General features: G+C 55.7%; 1 pseudogene. It reads left to right on the forward strand.

What is annotated here, in order from left to right:
- Nucleotides 1-262 (forward strand): annotated as a pseudogene (locus SB775_RS30705) (D-glycerate dehydrogenase); the annotation flags it as partial.

Raw genomic sequence — 262 nt, forward strand, 5'->3', positions numbered from 1 at the left:
GTTCATCGACGCCCTACCCAACCTAGAGATCATCGCCAGTTATGGCGTTGGTTATGATGCGGTGGACGCTGCGTATGCACACTCTAGAAATATCGTTGTCACAACTACCCCTGATGTCCTGAACGAGGAGGTTGCCGATCTTACGTTGGGGCTGCTCATCAGCGTCGTCCGAGAGATACCCAAGGCCGCGACTTTCGTTCGCGAGGGTCGGTGGAAATCATCGGACTATCCGCTTAGCCCGCTGACGCTACGCAACCGCAAG

The organism is Peribacillus sp. SIMBA_075 (assembly GCF_046534585.1).